This window comes from Gluconacetobacter entanii, from assembly GCF_013155425.1.
GTDB lineage: Bacteria > Pseudomonadota > Alphaproteobacteria > Acetobacterales > Acetobacteraceae > Novacetimonas > Novacetimonas entanii.
The window spans coordinates 1-14,282 of record NZ_JABJWD010000012.1 but is presented as its reverse complement, the minus strand read 5'-3'; the positions used below and the strand labels follow the sequence as shown (position 1 = coordinate 14,282).

8 protein-coding genes, 1 tRNA gene and 1 pseudogene are annotated in these 14,282 nt (G+C 65.7%); 5 read left to right on the top strand and 5 right to left on the bottom strand.

The features are described 5' to 3' along the window. Positions 1-90: 90 nt before the first annotated feature. The 5 genes from HNH97_RS03810 to HNH97_RS03790 all read right to left on the bottom strand — a co-directional run bounded on the left by HNH97_RS03810 (position 91) and on the right by HNH97_RS03790 (position 10,645). Entirely contained in the window at positions 91-1,455 is a 1,365-nt protein-coding gene (locus HNH97_RS03810) for an ABC1 kinase family protein (RefSeq protein ID WP_171789926.1), read from the bottom strand. Between the two features lies 1 nt (position 1,456). After that, on the bottom strand, positions 1,457-3,304 hold the full coding sequence (locus HNH97_RS03805; RefSeq protein ID WP_244949289.1) for a M3 family oligoendopeptidase: 1,848 nt from the start codon (positions 3,302-3,304) through the stop codon (positions 1,457-1,459). 207 nt (positions 3,305-3,511) lie between these two features. Then, complete coding sequence (gene gltB, locus HNH97_RS03800; RefSeq protein ID WP_171789924.1) at positions 3,512-8,056, bottom strand: glutamate synthase large subunit; 4,545 nt, start codon at positions 8,054-8,056, stop codon at positions 3,512-3,514. Next, positions 8,056-9,510 (bottom strand): NAD(P)-dependent oxidoreductase, encoded by a 1,455-nt coding sequence (locus HNH97_RS03795; protein WP_171789923.1) that lies wholly within the window; start codon positions 9,508-9,510, stop codon positions 8,056-8,058. Before HNH97_RS03795 ends, gltB begins: the two co-directional genes overlap by 1 nt. Before the next feature lie 187 nt (positions 9,511-9,697). After that, positions 9,698-10,645 (bottom strand): complex I NDUFA9 subunit family protein, encoded by a 948-nt coding sequence (locus HNH97_RS03790; RefSeq protein ID WP_171789922.1) that lies wholly within the window; start codon positions 10,643-10,645, stop codon positions 9,698-9,700. Between the two features lie 241 nt (positions 10,646-10,886). On the opposite strand from HNH97_RS03790, the gene HNH97_RS03785 reads away from it, so the two are divergent. From HNH97_RS03785 to HNH97_RS03765, 5 genes and pseudogenes are all read left to right on the top strand, one after another. Continuing rightward, positions 10,887-10,973, top strand: a tRNA-Leu gene (locus HNH97_RS03785). Positions 10,974-11,299: 326 nt separating this feature from the next. After that, positions 11,300-11,947: a ribonuclease D gene (locus tag HNH97_RS03780; protein ID WP_110912736.1), complete on the top strand. Its 648-nt coding sequence runs from the start codon at positions 11,300-11,302 to the stop codon at positions 11,945-11,947. A gap of 133 nt (positions 11,948-12,080) precedes the next feature. Then, on the top strand, positions 12,081-13,082 hold the full coding sequence (locus HNH97_RS03775; RefSeq protein ID WP_171789950.1) for a KpsF/GutQ family sugar-phosphate isomerase: 1,002 nt from the start codon (positions 12,081-12,083) through the stop codon (positions 13,080-13,082). Continuing rightward, positions 13,079-13,897 (top strand): LPS export ABC transporter periplasmic protein LptC, encoded by an 819-nt coding sequence (gene lptC, locus HNH97_RS03770; RefSeq protein ID WP_233045076.1) that lies wholly within the window; start codon positions 13,079-13,081, stop codon positions 13,895-13,897. The genes HNH97_RS03775 and lptC overlap by 4 nt, the downstream gene beginning before the upstream one ends. Next, a pseudogene (locus HNH97_RS03765) lies at positions 13,897-14,282 on the top strand (hypothetical protein); the annotation flags it as partial. The gene lptC and the pseudogene HNH97_RS03765, both read left to right, overlap by 1 nt.

The following is a 14,282-nucleotide window of genomic DNA, read 5'->3' as shown; positions in this document are numbered from 1 at the left end:
ACAGTGGGGAGCAACGGCGGCGGACGCAAGGGTAACGGGCAAAGATATTGCCCCTTTTCAACCCTGCACCGCCTCCCGCGGCACGGGATGTCAGTCGCCGAGCGGCGGGGGCACGCGCGCCTCGCTCACGGCGGCGGCCTGGCGCTGCGCAAGCTTCGCGCTGTCGAAATCCTCGATCATTTCCTGGAACAGGCGATACCAGTTCAGCCGCGCCCTGAGCCGCAGGAACACGCTGCCCAGCCCGATGGCCGAACGGTCCACCAGCACGAACGGGCGTGGCGGGCGCACGCCGCCGGTGCGTTTCAGCCCGGCATAGACCTTCTCCGCCACCACGCGGCCATATTGCGGGTCGTTGTCCTCCTGAATGGCACGCACGCGGTCCTGCATCAGCGGTTCATAGATGAAACGCGCCCATTCATTGAGCACGCGCATCGTATCGCGCGACATGTTGGTAAAGCCCCACCCCTGATAGGCGTGATAGGCCAGGTCCTCGTCATTGGTCTGCAGGGCGCGGTACAGGTCGATGATCCCCTGCACGAAGGACGCCGGGAAGATGCGGATCGCCCCGAAATCCAGCAGGTTGATGCCGTAATCGTCGCGCACGGTGAAATTGCCCATGTGCGGGTCGCCATGGATGACGCCATAGCGGTAGAGCGGGATGTACCAGGCATGGAACAGCGAACGCGCCATCATGTTGCGCTGTTCCTGGTCCGGGTTGGCATCGAGCACCTTCTGGATGCCGCGCCCGTTCACCCATTCCATCGTCAGCAGCCGTTTGGTGCACAGATGCTCGATCGGGGCAGGCACCGTGACATCCGGCGCGTTCGCAAGCATGAGGCGATACAGCCGCATGTTCGCGGCCTCCCGCGTGTAGTCGAGTTCCTCGTACAGCCGCGCCTCAAGCTCCTCAAGCACGTCATCCTGCTGGATGGTGCTGTCGATGCGGTAGAACAGGCCGACCGCCATGCGGAACTGGCGCAGGTCGGATTCGACCGTGGCCTTCATGTCCGGATACTGCAGCTTGCACGCAACCACGCGCCCGTCGGGCAGCACGGCACGATGCACCTGCCCCAGACTTGCGGCGGCCGAAGCCTCCCGCCCGAAGCTGCGGAAATTACGCTCCCAGTTGGGGCCAAGCTCGCTGGCCATGCGGCGACGGACGAAGTTCCATCCCATCGGCGGGGCATTGGCCTGCAACTGCGCCAGTTCGATGGCATATTCCTCCGGCAGGGCGCCGGGGATGGTGGACAGAAGCTGCGCGCCCTTCATCAGCGGCCCCTTGAGCCCGCCAAGCGCGGTCTTCAGGTCCCCCGCATGCATCACTTTGTCAGAGCGGAAGCCCATCTTGTGCCCGGCGATCCGGGCCGCGATTCCCCCCATCGTGCCGGAGGTACGGACCATGCGGCGGAATTCGCCAAACAGTCCGCTGTTATCGAGATCCCGTTCTTGCGCCACGTCAGATACGCTCCAGTTCGTCAATAAATCCGGCGATCACATCCAGCCCCCGGTTCCAGAAACCGGGGTCCGCCGCATCCAGCCCGAAGGGCGCCAGCAGTTCGCGATGCCGCTTTGTCCCGCCCGCGCGCAGCATATCCAGATACTTGTCCTGAAAACCCGGATGCCCGGACTGAAAGACATCATACAGCGCGTTCACCAGGCAGTCACCAAACGCATAGGCATAGACATAGAACGGCGAATGGATGAAATGCGGCACGTATGTCCAGTAAACATCGTAATCGGGCGTGAATTCGAACGCCGGGCCAAGGCTTTCGGCCTGTGTCTCGCGCCAGATCTCGCCAATGCGCTCAGGCAGCAGTTCGCCCGAACGCCGCTCCTCATGGACCAGCGTCTCGAACCGGTAGAACGCGATCTGGCGCACGACGGTGTTGAGCATGTCCTCCACCTTCGCCGCCAGCATCAGGCGGCGGCGCGTGGGGTCCTTCTGCGCATCGAGCAGCGCGCGGAAGGTCAGCATCTCGCCAAACACGCTGGCCGTTTCCGCCAGCGTCAGCGGCGTGCCCGACATCAGGTAACCCTGCGCACCGGCCAGCACCTGATGCACCCCGTGGCCCAGTTCATGCGCCAGCGTCATCACGTCGCGCGTGCGCCCGCGATAGTTCAGCAGGAGATAGGGATGCACCGACGGCACGGTCGGGTGCGCGAACGCGCCCGACGCCTTGCCCGGCACCGGCGGGGCGTCGATCCATGCATTGTCAAAGAACCGGCGGCCGATTTCCCCCATGCGCGGGTCGAACCCCTCATACGCGCCCAGCACCTGTGCCGTGGCGTCTTTCCACGGGATCAGCGGTTCGTCCTGCGTCGTCAGCGGGGCGTTACGGTCCCAGTACTGGAGCTTTCCCACACCCAGCCATTTCGCCTTGAGCGCGTAATAGCGGTGCGACAGGCGCGGATAGGACGCGGTGACGGCCTGCACCAGCGCATCGACGACCTCGTCCTCCACCATGTTCGCACAGTTGCGCGCCGAGGTCGGGCGCGGGTAATGGCGCAGCGTGTCTGTGATGGCCTTGTCCTTGGCCAGCGTGTTCGTCACCAGGGAGAACAGGCGCAGCCGTCCCTCCAGCGTCTCCCCCACCGCCTTCGCCGCCCGCGCACGCGCCAGGCGATCGGGCGAGGACATGCGATCAAGCGCGGAGCCAAGGGTCATCTCCTCCCCATCGAGCGGCACGCGCAGGCTGGCCATCGTCTCGTCAAACAGGCGGTTCCATGCCGCCGCCCCGGTGACCGATTTCTCATGCAGGACGGACTCGACCTCATCCGATAGCTGGTACGGGCGGAACACGCGCAGGTCGCGGATGAACGGCGCCCAGTGCGCCAGTGCGGGGTCGGCCATCTGGCGCGCCAGCACATCGTCGGGGATGCGGTTCATCTCCAGCGTGAAGAACAGAAGGTGCGTGGAAATGGCCGTCAGGCGTTCATTCACCGACTGGCTGAAGCGCGCGATCTTCGCATCCGCCGAATTGGCGGCGAACAGAAGCTGCGCATAGGACGCGGCCCGGCCCAGCACCTCGTCAATGCGCTGGTATTCGACGATGGCCGACGCCACGGCCGCGCCATCGGCCTGCGCCAGACGGCCGCGCCACGCATCGGCGAACGCGCGCGAATCTTCTTCCGCCTGCTCAAGGTCCGTCTGGAGTTGTGGCGATTCGGGGCTTTCATACAGGTCGCGCAGGTCCCATCGCGGCAGGGCCTCGTCCTGTGGTGACGCGACACTCCCGTTCCCTTCGGCAGGGGAGGACGCATGCACGCCACGCAGGAAGGAATGGGAAAAATACAGATCGGACATCGGAGCCTTACCCGTCATCGCAAGAGGCCCGCGCAACACCGTCGCGCGGACCCTGAGTTCCAGTGAGGGGGAATCTAGTCCCTCTGCCCCGCCAGTGCGACCCCCTGATGCCACATTCCCGAAAAACAGCCCGCAAAAACAGACAGGGCCGGGGTGAAAAACCCCCGGCCCTGTCATCATGTTTCCCGATGCCGCAAGGTGCGTGCGTCAGGCGCTGCGCGGCAGTTCGGCGGGGGCGAAGCCGATGACCTTCGCATATTCGCGCGGCACGACATGCCAGAAACGCGGCAGCACCTTGTCCCAGTTATGCAGCAGCAGTTCGGCATAACGGCTGCTGGTTTCGCGCACATGGGCCTCCACCTGCTCGCGCAGGGTGGCCTCCCATTTCGGGTCGCTCACACGGGTCCATGTCAGGGTGTCGGGGTTGACCCGCTCCTCGAACGTGCCGCTGGCGTCATAGACAAAGGCCATGCCACCGGTGAAGCCCGCGCCGAAATTATCCCCGATCTCACCCAGGATCACGACAAGCCCGCCGGTCATGTATTCACACCCGTTGGAGCCGCAGCCCTCCACCACGCCGATCGCGCCGGAATTGCGCACGGCAAAGCGTTCGCCCGCCTGCCCCGCCGCATACAGCGCGCCCGCCGTCGCACCATACAGCACGGTATTGCCGATGATGGCGTTTTCGTTGGACACGAGGTTCGACGATGGCGACTGCCGCACGATGATCGTCGCCCCCGACAGGCCCTTGCCGACATAGTCGTTGGCGTCGCCCAGCACCTCGAGCTTCAGCCCCTGCACCGCGAACGCGCCCAGCGACTGCCCCGCCGAACCGCGCAGGCGCACCGTCAGGTGGCCGGGCACCAGCTTGTCCATGCCGAACTGCCGCACGATCAGCGACGAGATGCGCGTGCCGATCGCCCGGTGGGTGTTCTGCACGTTGTACTGCAACTGCATCTTCTCCCCATGGTCGAACAGGGGACGGGCATCGGCGATCATCTGCGCATCGAGCGTCTCGGGCACCTCGTTGCGGCCTTCACGCGTGCAGTAGCGCGCATGCGGCCCCGGATCGGCCTGCGCCAGCAGGGAGTTGAGGTCGAGGTCGTCAAGGTAGTCCGCACCACGCAGCACCTGATGCAGCAGGTCGGTGCGGCCGATCACCTCATTGAGTGTCGCAAAGCCCAGCGAGGCAAGGATGTTGCGCACGTCCTCGGCAATGAAGGAGAACAGGTTGATGACCTTCTCCGGCGTGCCTTCGAACTTCTTGCGCAGTTCGTCGTCCTGCGTGCACACGCCCACGGGGCAGGTGTTGGAATGGCACTGGCGCACCATGATGCAGCCCATCGCGACAAGGCTTGCGGTGCCGATGCCGAATTCCTCCGCCCCCAGCATGGCGGCGATCACCACGTCACGCCCGGTCTTCAGCCCGCCATCGGTGCGCAGCTTCACCCGGTGGCGCAGGCGGTTGAGCATCAGCACCTGATGCGCCTCCGCCAGGCCAAGCTCCCACGGCATGCCAGCATATTTCACCGAGGATTGCGGGCTTGCGCCCGTGCCGCCGGAATGGCCCGAAATCAGGATGGCGTCCGCCTTCGCCTTCGCCACGCCCGCCGCGATCGTGCCGATGCCCGAACGCGCGACCAGCTTCACGGTCACGGTGGCCTCGGGATTGATCTGCTTGAGGTCGTAGATAAGCTGCGCCAGATCCTCGATGGAGTAGATGTCATGGTGCGGCGGGGGCGAGATCAGCGTCACCCCCGGCGTCGCATGACGCAGCTTCGCGATCAGGCCCGTCACCTTGAAGCCGGGAAGCTGCCCGCCCTCGCCCGGTTTCGCGCCCTGCGCCATCTTGATCTCGATCTCGCGGCAGTCATTGAGGTACTGCGCGGTCACGCCGAAGCGGCCGGAGGCGATCTGCTTGATCGCAGACGACGCATTGTCGCCATTGGCGCGCGGCTTTGCCCGGGCGGGGTCTTCGCCGCCCTCGCCCGAATCCGACTTCGCCCCGATGCGGTTCATCGCGATCGAGAGCGTCTCGTGCGCTTCGGGGCTGAGCGCGCCGAGCGAGATCCCCGGCGCGACCAGGCGCTTGCGCAGTTCGGTGATGCTTTCGACCGATTCCACGGGGATGGGCGTGCGCCCGCCACGGAAGTCGAGCAGGTCGCGCAGCGCCACCGGTGGCTGGCGGCGCACCGCATCGGCATAGCGCTGGTAGATCGTGAAGCTGTCGGTCGCGACTGCCGTCTGCAGCATGTGGATCAGCGTGCCGTCAAAGGCATGCACCTCGCCCGTGCGGCGCAGCTTGTAGCGGCCACCCACCGGCAGGGATTCGATCTGGCGGTCCCACGCCTTTTCATGGAAGCTCAGAACATTGCGCGCGATGCCGAACAGGCCGATGCCCGAAATGCGCGAGGGCATGCCGGGGAAGAATTCCGCCGTCAGCGCGCGCGACAGGCCGATCGCCTCGAAATTGTAGCCCCCGCGATAGGCCGAGACCACGGAGATGCCCATCTTGGACATGATCTTCAGCAGGCCCTTGTTCACCGCCTTGCGGTAACGCTCCACCGCATCGCCAAAGGACATGTCGCCAAACAGGCCGCGCCGGTGGCGGTCCGCGATGCTTTCCTGCGCCAGGTACGGGTTGATGGTCGTCGCCCCCACCCCGATCGTCACCGCGATGGCATGGACGTCAAGCGCGCCCGCCGAACGCACGTTGAGCGAGGTGAAGGTGCGCAGCGACTGCCGCACGAGGTGCGTATGCACCGCCGCCGTCGCAAGGATCATGGGGATATAGGCGCGCTCGGCCGACTGGTGCTCATCCGTCAGGAAGACATGGGTGCAGCCACGGCGGACATGGTCCTCCGCCTCCGTGCGGATGCGCGCGATGGCCTCACGCAGGCCCGCCTCGCCGTCGGCTGCGGGGAAGGTGCAGTCGATGACGCACGCATTCTCGCCACAGAACTCCCGCAGGGCCTTGAACTCACCTGTGGTCAGGACCGGGCTGGGAAGCTGGAGCAGGTCGCACTGCGTCTCGCTTTCCTCAAGGATGTTGCCGAGGTTGCCAAGCCTGGTCACAAGGCTCATCACCCGCGTTTCACGCAGGCTGTCGATGGGCGGGTTGGTCACCTGGCTGAAGGCCTGGCGGAAATAGTGCGCAAGCCCGCGATAGCGCGTGGACAGCACCGCAAGCGGCGTGTCGTCACCCATCGAGCCGATGGCTTCGGCCGCGTTTTCGACCATCGGCTGGAGGATGACCTCCAGTTCCTCAAGCGTGGTGCCGACCGCAAGCTGGCGACGGCGCAGGTTCTCGCCCTGATAGAGGCTGATTTCCCCGCTGCTGGTCCGCACAAGGCAGGAGATGTCGCGCGTGCGCTTCACCCACCCCGCGAAATCCTGCCGCGCGGAGAGCAGGTCGAGCAACTGGTCGTTGTTGTAGAGTTTCGCTTCCTTGAGGTCGAGCGCCAGCGACTGCCCCGGCCCGAGGCGGCCACGGCTGACGATGTCGGCCTCTGGCACCTTGACCATCCCGGTCTCGGACCCCACGATCAGCAGGCCGCCCGACGTCACGGTATAGCGCAGGGGACGCAGGCCGCTGCGGTCAAGGCCGGCAAGCATCCAGCGCCCGTCCGTGGCACACAGCGCGGCCGGCCCGTCCCACGGTTCCATCACCGCGTTGCAGTAGGAATACATGTCCTTGTGCCGCTGCGGCATGGCGGAATTGCCGCCGACGCTGGCGGGCACCATCAGGCAGCGCGCCATCGGCGCGTCACGCCCGGCAAAGGTCAGCAGTTCAAAGACGTTATCAAGGCACGCCGTATCCGACCCCTGCGCCTGCACCACGGGCTTGAGGTCGTCCATGTACGGGTCAAGCGCCGGGTCGGCCAGCCGCGTCTCGTGGCTTTTCATCCAGTTGACGTTGCCGGAAATCGTGTTGATCTCCCCGTTATGGGCAAGGCGGCGGAACGGCTGCGCCAGTTTCCATGTCGGGAAGGTGTTGGTGGAATAACGCTGGTGATAGATCGCAAAGCGGCTGACGAAACGCGGGTCGAGCAGGTCGGGATAGAACTCCGTCAGGTGCTCGGCCAGGAACATGCCCTTGTAGATCAGCGACCGGCACGAAAGCGAGCAGACATACAGGTCCACCTGGTTGGCGATCGCGCTTTTCTCGATCCGGCGGCGGATGACATACAGGTCGCGCTCGAACGCGTCCTCCTCGGTGCCCGGCGTGTTGCGGATCAGGATCTGCTCGATCTCGGGGCGGGTGGCGTTGGCCTTCTCGCCGATGCAGTCGGTGTTGATCGGCACCTGCCGCCAGCCATAGATCGCGTAACCGAAGGCGAGGATCTCGCTCTCGATGATCTGGCGGCAGCGTTCCTGGGCGGCGATATCCGTCTTGGGCAGGAAGATCATCCCCACCGCGATTTGGCTGTCCACGCTGGCGTCGCCGCCGATATGGATGGCGTCGGCGAAGAAGTCCTGCGGGATTTCCACATGGATGCCCGCGCCGTCGCCGGTCTTGCCATCGGCATCGACCGCGCCACGGTGCCACACCGCCTTCAGCGCCGCGATCCCGGCCTCCACCACGTCACGGCGCGGTTTGCCATCGAGGGCCGCGACCATGCCGACACCACAGGCGTCATGTTCCTGCGTGGGGTCATACAGGCCGGAAATCGCCTCGGCATTGTCGCGCCATTCGCGCACGAAATCCCCGGTCGGGGCCGGGTTGTGTGCTGTGTGCTGGTCCATTGTCATCACTCCGCCGCTTCGGCGCGCACGGCCGCCACGGTTTCAAGCCAGCGGTGCATCTGCGCCGCCGCGTCGCGTCCATCACGGATGGCCCACACCACAAGGCTGGCCCCGCGCACGATATCACCTGCGGCGAACACACCGGGCAGGCTGGTCATGAAGGTCTGCCGGTCCACCATCAGGGTGCCCCAGCGCGAAACCTGAAGGTCGGGCTGTCCCCACAGGGTCGGCAGCGGTTCGGGATCAAAGCCCAGCGCCTTGACCACAAGGTCGGCCTCCAGCGTGAAGGCGCTGCCCTCGACCGGCTCCACCGACTGCCGCCCGCTGGCGTCGGGCAGACCAAGCTTCATGCGCACGGCGCGCACGCCGGTGACGTGCCCGTCGCCAAGGAAGGCCTCCGGCCCGGCAAGCCAGACGAACTCCACGCCTTCTTCTTCCGCGTTCTTCACCTCCCGGACGGAGCCGGGCATGTTGGCGCGGTCGCGGCGGTACAGGCACTTGACCGAGCGCGCGCCCTGCCGGATGGCGGTGCGCACGCAGTCCATCGCCGTATCGCCACCACCGATCACGACCACCGACTTGCCTGCCGCATTCAGCGCGCCGCTGTCATACTCCGCCACGCTGTCGCCAAGGGAGACGCGGTTCGACGCCGTGAGGTAATCGAGCGCACGCACGATCCCGCCAAGGCCCGCGCCGGGACCGCCGATATCACGCGACTTGTACACACCCGTCGCGATCAGCACCGCGTCATGGCGGTTGTGCAGGGTGGAAAATGCGATCGTGTCGTCACCGTCCACATCCGCGACCCCCTTGCCAAGGTGGAAGGTGACGCCGGACTCCTCAAGCAGGCGATGGCGGCGCAGGACGATGTCCTTTTCCAGCTTGAAGCCGGGGATGCCATACATCATCAGCCCGCCGATGCGGTCATAGCGGTCATAGACATGGACCTGAAAGCCGAGTTCGCGAAGCTGCACGGCAGCGGCGAGGCCACCGGGACCGGCCCCGATGATGCCCACCGTCTGCGTGCGCTCGGTCACGGGACGCACCGGCTGGACCCAGCCCTGCTCGAACGCGGTGTCGGTGATGAAGCGTTCCACCGCGCCGATGGTAACACTTTCGAATCCCGGTTCGATCACGCAGTTGCCTTCGCACAGGCGGTCCTGCGGGCAGATGCGGCCACATATCTCGGGGAAGTTGTTGGTGGCGGAGGAGACCTCATAAGCTTCCTCCAGCCGTCCCGCCGCCGTCATCATCAGCCAGTCGGGAATGTTGTTGCCCAGGGGGCAGTGCACGGAACAGAACGGCACGCCGCACTGCGAACAGCGCGAGGACTGCGTCTGCGCCTGCTGGCGCGGCAGTTCGTCATAGATTTCGTTGAAATCCTTGCGCCGTGACTCCGCAGGCCGCTTTTCGGGCTGCTCCTGCGCCACGGAGACGAATTTCAGCATGCGCTCTGCCATTGGCCTGCCCCTCGGGTCTGGAAAGTCCAGCCTGGAAAATCCGGTCTGGAAAACATGCGGGCGCACGCCGGGCGCGCCCACGGTGAGCCACACCTACGCAAGGCAGGCCGCAAAGAAAAGACAGCATTACTGACCTTCTTGCGAAAAAACCGCAAGATATCGCCAGATACCCCGGATGGCGGACCGTTCAGGCCGGGCGGAAGCGGGCGAGATATTGTGGCCCGACCACTTCGAGGGAAAGCGGCGCAATGCCCAGTCGCGCAAGGTCGGGCATCCCCGGCGCGACCACGTTGTCGATATGGAGCATCGCCAACTGGTCACGCGTCAGCATTTTGCCGGGGAGATGTTCCAGAAAGAACGCCTGCAGCCGCGCCAGCCACGACGGCACGGCGAAGACGTGGCGTGGATGCCCCGCCGTGCGCATGATCCAGCGCACCAGGTCCTCCATGCGCCATACGCGCGGGCCGCCAAGCTCGAAAATCTCCCCCGCCATGCCCGTGCCCGTGCCCGCCCCCATTTCCATGCCCTGCGCGATGCGGCGAATCGCCTCCGCCACATCCCCGACATAGACGGGCTGGAACCGTGTCGCCCCGCCATAGACCGGCATGACGGGGAGGTAGCGCGACATGGCGGCGAACATGTTGGTGAAATGATCCTCCGCCCCGAAGATGAGGGACGGACGGACGATCACCGCCTCCGCCATGTGGCGCGTGACCTCGACCTCGCCACGCCCCTTGCTGCGGCCATAGGCCGAAACGCTGTCGGGGGAGGCGCCAATGGCCGACATGTGCACCAGCGCGCCGACGCCCGCGGACGCGCACAGGCGCGCCACCCGCGCCGCGCCGTCCACATGCACCGCCTCGAAGCTGACATGCCGCCCGGGGGCGAGGATTCCCACAAGGTTGACGACAAGGTTGCTCCCCTCGATGGCGGCGACGCTCGAACGTTCGTCAAGGATGGAGGCATAGAGCGGCACGATCTGCCCCACATCGCCAAGCGGGCGCATCCCTGCTGCCCGGTCGGGCCGGCGGGAGGCGACGCGCACCACATACCCGTCCCGCGCAAGGCGCGCGACCACATGCCGCCCCACGAAGCCCGTCCCACCAAAGACCGTTGCGACCTTGCGAATATCCATCCGACATACCTCCCGTGGGTTGCGATCCCGTGCCCGGATCATGGGGGGCCGATCATGGGCCAGCATCACGATGCATGCACGTCATTCCGACGCGACCACGCCACATGGGAAAAGGCGGTTTTCCGCGCCTTTCATAAAAAAACACCATCAAATTCAAAAAAATACACACACCCCTGTTGACCGCCACGCCAACCCGGACTAGAAACCGCCTCACACCACCCCGGCAACGGGGAGCCTCTGAGCCCAGATGGCGGAATTGGTAGACGCGCAGGTTTCAGGTACCTGTGGCCGCAAGGTCGTGGAAGTTCGAGTCTTCTTCTGGGCACCAGGATTTTTCCCAAGAAAAATCACGATAAATCCTGCCGGGACATTCCCGGCAGGGATTTGTCCTTTTGATGCAGATGGCCGCCCATGCCGCCGCCGATGTCCCAAATAGTTGGACGTTCGCATCAATCCCCCCTGTTCCAGATACGAATTTCGTGTAAACCGCGACACTGTTACCCCTGTCGGCATGATGCCGCCTGGATGCTGACAGTGGCGCGGCGTGCCCTGTTTTCCGGGTTTCCCCGTCCCGGACCGCCGGAAATGCCCCTTGCCGCCTGCCGCCCCATGGCGCATGCCACGGACAGACCCCGTTACGGAGCACGACCCGCAATGCCACAGACCACCGTCCCCGACACCATCCATTTCCATCGCGGCGACCTGCCGGCCGATGTGAAATTCGCGGGCGCGGTGGCTGTCGATACGGAAACGATGGGCCTCAACCCGCATCGTGACCGGCTGTGCCTCGTCCAACTGTCGGGCGGGGACGGGCATGCCCATCTGGTGCAGGTCCCGGCCCATGCGCGGGCGGCGGATTTCCCCAACCTGATCGCGGTGCTGACGGACCCGTCCGTGACGAAACTGATGCATTTCGCACGCTTTGACGTCGCCATCCTGCAATTCACCTTCGACATCACGGTCGCCCCGTGCATCTGCACCAAGATCGCATCCAAGCTGGTGCGGACCTATACGGAACGGCATGGCCTGGCGCACCTGTGCCGCGAACTGCTCGGGGTGGAACTCAGCAAGCAGCAGCAGAGTTCCGACTGGGGCGCGCCGGACCTGACACCGGAACAGATGGTCTATGCCGCCTCCGACGTGCTGTATCTCCATGCATTGTGGGCACGGCTGGAGGCGCTGCTTGTGCGCGAGGGGCGGCGCGAACTGGCGCAGGCATGCTATGACTTCATGCCAACGCGCGCACGGCTCGACATCCTTGGCTACGAGGACCCGGACCTGTTCGCCCACCGGGCGGCCTGAAAACCGTCCCCATCCCCTCACCTGTCCCCGGCGAAACGGGGGCGCCTTTTACGGCAATACAGAAAACACAGGCATGACCGACAGCCTCCAGTCCCATCCGAACCATGGTTCCATCAGCACGGACCAGACCGACATGATCGAATCGGCCTGCAAGGTCCTGCAGACCGAGCGCGACGGGCTGGCGCACATGATGGCGGCGCTGCGTCAGGCCCTTGGCCCGGCGCATGAGGGGGTGGCGGCATCGGACCTGGGACATGCGTTCATCCGCACGGTGGAGGCCCTGTCGATGCCCGCGCGGCGCGTCGTGGTGACGGGCATCGGCAAGTCGGGCCATATCGGGCGCAAGATCCAGTCCACGCTGGCCTCCACCGGGACGCCGTCGATCTTCGTCCACCCGGCCGAGGCCTCGCACGGGGATCTCGGCATGCTCCAGCCCGGCGATGCGATCCTTGCGCTGTCCAATTCGGGGGAGACATCGGAACTTGCGGACATCGTCTCGCACGCACGAAGGTTCGGGCTGCTGCTGATCGCGATGACCGCCCGTGCCGATTCGACACTGGCGCGGGCGGCGGACATCGCGCTGGTCCTGCCCCAGTCGCCGGAGGCCTGCCCCATGGGGCTGGCGCCCACCACCAGTTCGACCATGCAGCTTGCGCTGGGCGACGCGCTGGCGATCGTGCTCCTGACGCAGCGCGGCTTCGGCGCGGATGATTTCGGGATCTTCCACCCCGGCGGCCGCCTTGGCGCGCAGTTGCGCGACGTGCGCCAGTTGATGCATGCCGGGCCGAGCATGCCGCTCGGCTCCCCCGACCTGCCGCTGCGTCAGGTCATCATGGAAATGACGCACAAGGCCTTTGGCTGCATGGGCGTGGTGGGGCCGGATGGCACGCTAGCGGGACTGATTACCGATGGGGACCTGCGCCGCGCGCTGGAACAGGATATCGACGGCACCCGCGCCGCCGACATCATGAACACGAACCCGCAGACCATCCGCCCCGACGTGCTGGCGGTGGACGCGCTGCGGATCATGAACGACCGCCCGCGCCCGATCACCAGCCTGTTCGTGCTGGATGGGGACCGTCGCCCGATCGGCATCCTGCACATCCATGACCTGCTGCGTGCCGGGGTGGCATGAACGACAGGGCGCCAGACGATCCGCCGCAGGATACGGACGCGCGCAGCACGGATGCACGCGAAGGCGGTGTCCAGCGCGAGGATTACGCCCGTTCGGCCGAAGACATAGCCCGCCAGCGCAGCATCTTCGACACCCGCTCCATCCGGCAGCGGCTTCTGCCCAACGAGAACGACCTGGCGCGGCGGCGCGCGATCATGCGCTCGGCCAAATGGGTGCTGCCGCTGACCGCGCTGGTGCTGCTGGGATCGATCGCGGCGTGGCCCGCCGTGGAACGCGCGGTCATCATGCATCGCGGCACGATGGCGCAGATGTCGCATGTGCGCGTCAAGAGCGGCAGCATGCTCAACGCCACCTATCGCGGGGTGGACGACCATGGCCATCCCTTCATGGTGACGGCGAGCGAGGCGCGACAGATCTCCCCCGAACGCATCGACCTGACCACGCCGCAGGCCGATACCCTGCTGGGGCCGGGCAACTGGGTCTATGTCACGGCGCGCAATGGCGTCTATATCCAGCATAGCCAGCTTCTGGACCTGACCCAGGACGTAATGCTTTATCGTAGCGACGGAACCACCATGTACAGCCCAACCGCGGATATCGACATGAAACACGGCGTCATCGTGTCCGACAGCTGGATCCATTCCGAAGGTCCGTTCGGCATCCTGGACACGCAGGGGACGATGCTGCTGATCCGTGACGGCATCATGCAGTTCCGGGGACCGGGGCGCCTGATCCTCAACACCACGCATGGCGGGGCGGCGAACGGGCCCCAGGCCCCGGCGGCGCCCACCATGCCCGGTGGGGGGAAACGCTGATGCGCAGGCATGCCCTCGCCTCCGTGCTGCTTGCCGGTGCGGCGCTCTCGACCATCTGCACCGGGCCTGCCACCGCACAGGGACTGGACATGTCGCAGGGCGGGCAGGTCAGCATCACGGCGGCGGGCGGGTTCGACTGGGACCAGAACACGCAGACCGTCACCGCCTATGACCGCGCGCAGGCCGTGCGGGGCAATGTCACGGTCCGCGCGGACCGCCTGATCGCCTATTACCGCAAGAAGACGCCGGGCGCGCATCCCTCCTCCCCTGCCGCGTCTGCGTCCGGAAATGTGCCAAAGGCCGCAGCGCAGGCAACCACGCCGCAACCCAAACCACAGCAGCAGCCACAGGCCACGCCCCCCATCGCGGAGGCAGGCCCCCCGCC

Excerpts from the sequence above, each read along its gene's own strand:
- HNH97_RS03805 (WP_244949289.1), bottom strand. The coding sequence starts at position 3,304 with ATGTCCGATCTGTATTTTTCCCATTCCTTCCTGCGTGGCGTGCATGCG.
- gltB (WP_171789924.1), bottom strand. The coding sequence starts at position 8,056 with ATGACAATGGACCAGCACACAGCACACAACCCGGCCCCGACCGGGGAT.
- HNH97_RS03795 (WP_171789923.1), bottom strand. The coding sequence starts at position 9,510 with ATGGCAGAGCGCATGCTGAAATTCGTCTCCGTGGCGCAGGAGCAGCCC.
- HNH97_RS03790 (WP_171789922.1), bottom strand. The coding sequence starts at position 10,645 with ATGGATATTCGCAAGGTCGCAACGGTCTTTGGTGGGACGGGCTTCGTG.
- HNH97_RS03780 (WP_110912736.1), top strand. The coding sequence starts at position 11,300 with ATGCCACAGACCACCGTCCCCGACACCATCCATTTCCATCGCGGCGAC.
- HNH97_RS03775 (WP_171789950.1), top strand. The coding sequence starts at position 12,081 with ATGATCGAATCGGCCTGCAAGGTCCTGCAGACCGAGCGCGACGGGCTG.
- lptC (WP_233045076.1), top strand. The coding sequence starts at position 13,079 with ATGAACGACAGGGCGCCAGACGATCCGCCGCAGGATACGGACGCGCGC.